The sequence below is a fragment of the Streptomyces atratus genome, from assembly GCF_040655115.1.
GTDB lineage: Bacteria > Actinomycetota > Actinomycetes > Streptomycetales > Streptomycetaceae > Streptomyces > Streptomyces atratus_D.
The window spans coordinates 20,729-27,066 of sequence record NZ_JBFAJH010000075.1 but is presented as its reverse complement, the minus strand read 5'-3'; the positions used below and the strand labels follow the sequence as shown (position 1 = coordinate 27,066).

Sequence of the window (6,338 nt, the reverse complement as noted above, 5' to 3'; positions counted from 1 at the left end):
AGCGTGAAGAACTCCCATCATCGCAGGTCACAGGGCACTTCCTCGTTTTCGGAGAAGCTATCCACAGGCATCAAGCCGGTGGATCCGGGCTCAGTGGACACAGAACTAGGAAGGTACCCACAGGCCCCCAGGAGGCCACACAGCTGCCTTGACGGGGGCGGAACAAGGTATTGAGTCGTTGCCACTCCTCTCCACCAATAATTGGTGGTGTCTCACCGGTAGCTCCCGAAAGAGCTACCTGGTTCGTCTGATCCCTCACTCCGTTCAGTCCCTGCCTTGGTGTCTGAGATCCCAAAAGATCGAAGACAGGACTACTTACTCAAAAGATCTCGGTAAGTCCCTTGGCTCATCAGATCGCCAAGGAACCTTCTTACTAGTAGTAGTTCTAAAGCTTCCCTACCTCTTTAAGGAGGTAGGGAAGTTAAGTTAGAAGTTAGTGTGCAAGTTCATGCATACACCCCATGCAAGTACGTGCACATAGGTATATGCAAGTACGTGCATACACCCCACCTGACAAGGGGGGTTACTGCGAGCCCCCTTGGTTCCGGGTAGTCCCAAGCTTGTACGTGACAGGCCCGTTGAACACTCGGCTCTGCTCCCGGATGAGATCTGCCTTCCTCAGATCGGCTACACCTTCGGCTACGGTCCTACGCTGCCGCGGGACCATCTCGGCCAAGGTGTCAATGGTGGGAAATACGTCCTTGGTGTTCCCTCCCCCACCAAAGCTAGCCAAGGCAACTGCAACCCGGACGGCACGATCCGGGATGTCCTGTCGGTTGACAATCTGAATCCATTCGTTAGGTCGCTTGGTCATGTCCTCCCAATTATCATCCGATGCCGCGGCAGTGTCATTAGCAATGACCTCGGGCGCCTCTTCTGTCTGCTCTGCCTCGGCATCCATCTCCGCATGGAATTCTGCAAGCGCCTGGGCCTCTTCCTCCGCGGTCATGCCAGAAGGGCGTACCTCTGCCGGCTCCTTCTCCTTTGCCCGAGTGTCACTGTCAGAAAATCCAGGGATGCACCTATCCCACGGGCTCCCAGCAAACCAGGGGCTGTCCGTCATCGTGTCACTGCTCATCTGCTCAGTTGCCATTTGTTTCCCCAATACGAATAAGGTTCGTGTCTACTTCTGATGCCATGGCCGCAACCATGGCGTTTGCCACCAAGTTCTCTGCCTCGGGATAGTCCACCTGCAAAAGACCGGCCACAAACCACACCGCGGCCTGTACGGTCATGACGCCACCCCATGCCATCGAGCCAACGCGTTCAATGGCAAGTGCCCTATCTGCCTTTGTCACTTGTCCTGTCCTCTCAGTCATCGGACATGAAAAGGGCCCTGCCGGTGACAGGGCCCTTCTGGTACTGCTTATTCAGTTACGTCGCAGAGCGACTACCCGGCGTACACGGTCAGAAGGTCGAAACTCTGGCTGCCAGGGAAGAAGCGGTGAGGATTATCGTGGTGCTCCTTCTCGATGATGCAGTTTCCGAGAGGCTGACCCAACTCAGACTCAAGTCGGTGCAGTTCCTCGATGTCGTCTGCGTCCACATCATTCGTGATAACGAGGATGTAGTACCTACCGAAAGGAGTACCCAGGCACTCCGTCACCACCATGGAACTACTCTCAACCCATGTTCGAGTCGTGTCGATGGCGCCAGTGCTGATCATCTCCAGTGCCTCGGAGAGATCCGCACCCGGTTCCCACGCCCTGATCTTGTCCAGCATCCTGTCCCCCTCGCTACGCACAACAACAGGTGTGCCGTGGTTATTCCCTGACGGGTCGTTGGCTGATGTGCCGTGGCTCACTTCATGTAGCCAAGGCGCTTGAGCCTGGCTGTCCGCTCCTGTGGTGTCTCAGGTTCCGGTGTGATGGTGAACGTCTTCCGCCCAACGAGAACCTTGTATCCAGACTTGATCAGTTGAAGTCTCTGTCCCTCCAAGTCCAAGCCGGCCCAGAGCTCTTGGAACGTCTGGCCGGTAGCCTTCTCAGACCAGTGACCTTCCACTACAGGTTCTGCTGACAGCTCTGTCTCTCGTGTCCTCAGAGCGTGCATACGGTCCTTGTACTCCTTGGGGCTGTCGTCGAACTCCCCTTCCACGTAGAGGTTCCGCAGACGAGAGATGCGCTTACGTACTCCCTCAAGTTCCTTGGTGTTGTCCGAACCAGGGACCCAGATCCGTTCGGTCACCGGTTCCATGCCGTACCTCTGGAGGAACTCAATCTCGATGAACTCCTCTGGTTCCTCGGCACGTACCGAGATGCCACGGCAACGGTTCTCCTTGGGCCAGGCACCACAGACGTAATAGCGGTAGTCCACACCGGACGGAGTGTGGTGGGAAGACTTATGGATAGCCTTGCTGCCACACTCCCCGCAGAACACAACCCCATACAGTGGTGCCGTGCCGTTGACCCGTCGCACTGTGGTCCGGGTACGGGCTTCAACCGCGGTCTGTAGGGTCGACCATTCGTCGTCAGTGAAGACGGGGTCTGCCACCTGGACAGGCAGACCCTGACTGTCGTAGAGCACTTCCCCCTTGTGCTTCTTATGGCCGAGCAAGGCAGGGTCACGTAGCAGAGACTTGATGGTTGTTTCACTCCACTGCTCCGGTACGCCTTCTTCTGCGCCCCGTCGGTGTACGGGCTTGCCCTTACGGATACGGGCCCGGTCCCGTGCCGTGTGCTCGCCCTTCTCGTTCAGAGACTTGGCCACAGAGAAGAAGGACTGACCGGCAACGATCTGACGTCGCATCTCCTGCAACACCTCGACCATTTCAGGGTCACGTTCGAGGTAGGTGACTGTCTTGCCGTCCACGTACCTCTGTACGGGGCGGTAGCCGAACGGGGGGATGCCGCCTGTCCACCGTGTGGTGAACCTACGCCGTTCGTGACTGTCCTTGATACGAGTCCTGATCCTGTCCAGTTCCATGGCGGGTCCGATGGACTGGACATAGGCAATGGCTCTACCGGCAGGAGAGTTGAAGTCAAGGTTAGGGTTGTCCAGGATGACAACCTTCTTACCCCAGTCCCGGAACAGACGTGCCATAAAGGCATGTGCGTGCATGTCGTTACGAGACAAACGATCCTGCGTGGTGACCCACAACTCATCCCACTTACCGCGGCCCTCTTCTGTCAGCCAGGGACCAAGCCCCTTCCTGGCAAATGGGTCAACGTCACCCGACACTGACAGATCCTGTGCCACGCCAACAACCGTGACTCCCTCTGTCTCCGCACGTTGGCGCAGCTTCTCGTCCTGAGCTTCAACGCTCTCCGAACGTTCTCCCCTGTCAGAGCTAATGCGCTCTGCGAACAGGACCCGTCTCACTGGCTGTTCCCCTCCCCCGGAGACTCCCTGTCCCCCTGGTCAAGGGTAGCTCAGTTTTGTCATTCAGCCTGGATCTGTTTGTCGACCCATGATTCGAAGCTGACACCCGGGGGTTTGCGCTCGGTCACCGTACGCCCCTCTCGGAGAACCCGTGATGTCGTCCTCCCACGATACCGAGGGCCGGTCTCTCAGTGCTGGTGCCCACCGTCCGCCCCGGTCGGGGCTTTCGCCGAGGGCTCCACCGCGACAGTGAAGGCGGCGGTGCGGACCTTCCCCTCGTGCTGGAAGTCGAGGAACAGGCGGTACGTCCCCGCGCTGGGCGCCGTCGCCATGAAGGAGACCGTCGGTCCGGGGCCCCCGTCGTTCGGGTGGACGTGCAGATAGGCGAGGTCGCCCGCACGCAGGGCGACAAGGTGCCCGTACGCGCCGAGATAGGGCTGCAGATCGGTGACCGCCTTTCCGCTGCGGCTGATGGTCAGTTCGAGTTCGCTCTCCCGACCGGCCCGGAGTTCGCCGCCGAGGGCTACCCGATAGCCGTCCACCTCGGCCGTGGTACGGGCGGCGGGCAAAGCGGCGGGGCGGTAGGTGCCGGAGACCGGGAGATCGGCGCCCAGCGTGAGGTTCTCGGCGCCTTCGGTGGCCGGGGTGAAGTCCGCGAATGCCCGGTAGTCACCGGCTTTCGGCAGGTCGACGGAGGTCGACCAGGTGCCGTCGGCCGCGCGGACGGGATGCAGATGCCGGTACTCGGCGAGGTCGCGCGAGGCGAGGATGAAATGCAGCTCCTTGCCGTGTTCGCGCTGGAAGGCGGTGACCTTGCGGCCGGCGTCGTCCTCGATCGCGAACCGGATCCCGGTTCGGCCGCCCGGGGCGACCGTGGGTGTTTCGAGCGCCAGCGTGTAGCCGTCCTCGGACATCTGCAGCCCGCCGGGCGCATGACCGGCCGCGCCGTCCCGCCCGGTGGCGTTGTGACCGCTGTGCTGTTGTGGCGCGTGAGCGCCGGTGGAGACCAGCGGCTCCACTCCCTTGCCGACGCCGTACGCCGTCCCGAAGGTCGCGGCGAGCGCGGTGGCAAAGACGGTGATCTTCAGTCCGTTGTTCATGACGGCCCTCCATCGACGGGAAGCAGGAGCTTCCAACGAGTCATCAACATACCCCCTAGGGGTATTAAGTCAACCCGTGTATCCCATCGACGGCCGGTTCGGGATCAGGCAGAGACCACGAGTCGGGTCCGCAGCCGCTCCACCACGGACTCGGGGATCCGCAGCCCGTCGCGCACATATCCGTCGAGCCCGCCCCACCGCTCGTCCATGGCATCCAGCGCGATGTCGAGATAGCGGGGGCGGACCTCGATGATCGCGGCGGCGATCTCCGGGTCGCCACCTGCGTCCAGGAAGCCCTGCACGTATGGGCGGAAGGCGGCCCGCACCACTGGATTCACGGCAAGGAACTCCGCACGGACGACCTCGCGCGACGCCCCGACCATCAGCAGGAGCAACGCGGTGGCCCAGCCGGTGCGGTCCTTGCCCGCCGTGCAGTGGAAGAGCACCGGACGGGCCCCGTCGTCCGCGGCCGTCTCGACGAAGGCCCGGTACGCAGCCGAGGCGCCCGGCGACAGCACCATCTGCCGGTATGTCCGCGCGAACAGCTCCTCGGCCTTTCCGCCCCCGAGCAGCTCGTCCGCAGCTACCGGGTCGGCGAGCAGCGCGCGCAGCCGGGCGGGGGCCACGCCCGGATTGTCGCCGAGGACGTCGGCGACGAACAGCCGGGCCCCCGGCGGCAGCCGGTCCGGGGCCGCCGTGCGCTCATCCGCGGTCCGCAGGTCGACAACCGTACGGATGCCGAGGTCGGTCACCGCTTGGTCGTGCACTGTGTCGAGCTCATTGAGCTGCCCGGAGCGCACCACCGCACCAGGCCGGACGCTGCGGTCGCGGCCCAGCGAAATACCGCCCAGGTCGCGCATATTGATGACGGTGGCTGCCGGAACGGGTCTGGCGGTCTGCACGATGCACTTCCCCTTATTCCGGACACGGCTGATGAATTGACGCGGCTCGACCGAATCAACTCGCAGGCTGCCGGGAGATCGACAAAAGAAAACGCCGGGAGCGGGGCGGTGGGCGGCGGCCGGGTCAGCCTGCCAGGATCTTCGCCTTCTGCTCCTCGAACTCGGCCTCGGTCAGAATGCCCTGCTTCTTCAGCTCGGCCAGACGCTCCAGTCGGCCGAGGAGATCGTCCGCCGCAGGCCCGGACGGCGCCGCCTGCTGCTGTACGGCCCGCTGCTCCTGCACCTGTTGCTGTGCGGCCGCCTCCTGGGCTCCCCACTTTTCCTGCTGACGCCTCTGGACCCGTCCGCCGACCGCCGATGCGGTTCCGGCGACGACGGCTGTGCGCGCCACGGTGCCCAGCAGTCCCGGTCCGCGGCGATTCATGCCCGGTCCTCGGAAAATCGGCATGCTGTGCACCCCTTCCAGTGCGATGCGGTGATGGCGACGGCCATGGCGGGGCGGGTTCAGCCGGTGGAACCGGACGCGGCCACTGCCGCCTCCGCGACGTCGGCCGGGATCCGCTCATGGACCACCAGCCGGCCGCCCGAGGCGCGGACGGCCTCCGTGAGCGGTACAGCCCACAGGTCCTCCCACACGATCAGCGCGGCAGAGCTGCCCCGCGGGACCCTCTCCCCGAGGGCCTGGATGTCCTCGCTGTTCAACAGGCCGCTGACCACTCCTTCGACCGGCTCGAACGACACCAGGTCATCAGGGTCGAGGTCTTCCAGTTCGACCATGTCGAGCGTGCCGTCCTCTGCGCGGTACACAAACGTGAGGTCGAGAATCCGCACCGCCCTCGAGGCGACCGCGTCCGCCAGCGCCGGCGCGATGGCCCCGGTGAAATGACTGCCGGGGAAAGCGACGACGAGGTACTCCACAGGTCCCACAGTCACGGGCGTTTCCTCTCCTGAGGGATGGAATGTCAGCAGCATAACTTTGGTCATTTACTGCCGCACTGTGACAATCCGCCCATGA

8 protein-coding genes are annotated in these 6,338 nt (G+C 62.9%); all 8 read right to left on the bottom strand.

Annotated features, from left to right (window positions below; translation table 11 throughout):
* Positions 1 to 523: 523 nt before the first annotated feature.
* Positions 524 to 949 (bottom strand): hypothetical protein, encoded by a 426-nt coding sequence (locus AB0I23_RS38430; RefSeq protein ID WP_359117266.1) that lies wholly within the window; start codon positions 947 to 949, stop codon positions 524 to 526.
* A gap of 133 nt (positions 950 to 1,082) precedes the next feature.
* Positions 1,083 to 1,298 (bottom strand): hypothetical protein, encoded by a 216-nt coding sequence (locus tag AB0I23_RS38425; protein WP_359117263.1) that lies wholly within the window; start codon positions 1,296 to 1,298, stop codon positions 1,083 to 1,085.
* A 92-nt stretch (positions 1,299 to 1,390) separates the two neighbouring features.
* A complete protein-coding gene (locus AB0I23_RS38420) occupies positions 1,391 to 1,723 on the bottom strand; it encodes a hypothetical protein (protein ID WP_359117261.1) in 333 nt (110 codons plus the stop codon).
* Positions 1,724 to 1,800: 77 nt separating this feature from the next.
* The gene (locus AB0I23_RS38415; protein ID WP_359117259.1) at positions 1,801 to 3,321 is read right to left on the bottom strand and encodes a recombinase family protein; all 1,521 of its coding nucleotides are present in this window, start codon (positions 3,319 to 3,321) and stop codon (positions 1,801 to 1,803) included.
* A gap of 188 nt (positions 3,322 to 3,509) precedes the next feature.
* The gene (locus AB0I23_RS38410) at positions 3,510 to 4,421 is read right to left on the bottom strand and encodes a hypothetical protein (RefSeq protein ID WP_359117256.1); all 912 of its coding nucleotides are present in this window, start codon (positions 4,419 to 4,421) and stop codon (positions 3,510 to 3,512) included.
* Between the two features lie 104 nt (positions 4,422 to 4,525).
* Positions 4,526 to 5,323, bottom strand: coding sequence for a tyrosine-protein phosphatase (locus AB0I23_RS38405; protein ID WP_359117253.1), 798 nt, complete (start codon positions 5,321 to 5,323; stop codon positions 4,526 to 4,528).
* Between the two features lie 124 nt (positions 5,324 to 5,447).
* A complete protein-coding gene (locus tag AB0I23_RS38400) occupies positions 5,448 to 5,747 on the bottom strand; it encodes an SHOCT domain-containing protein (protein WP_359117250.1) in 300 nt (99 codons plus the stop codon).
* 80 nt (positions 5,748 to 5,827) lie between these two features.
* Entirely contained in the window at positions 5,828 to 6,256 is a 429-nt protein-coding gene (locus AB0I23_RS38395; protein ID WP_359117247.1) for a DUF6325 family protein, read from the bottom strand.
* Positions 6,257 to 6,338: the final 82 nt, after the last annotated feature.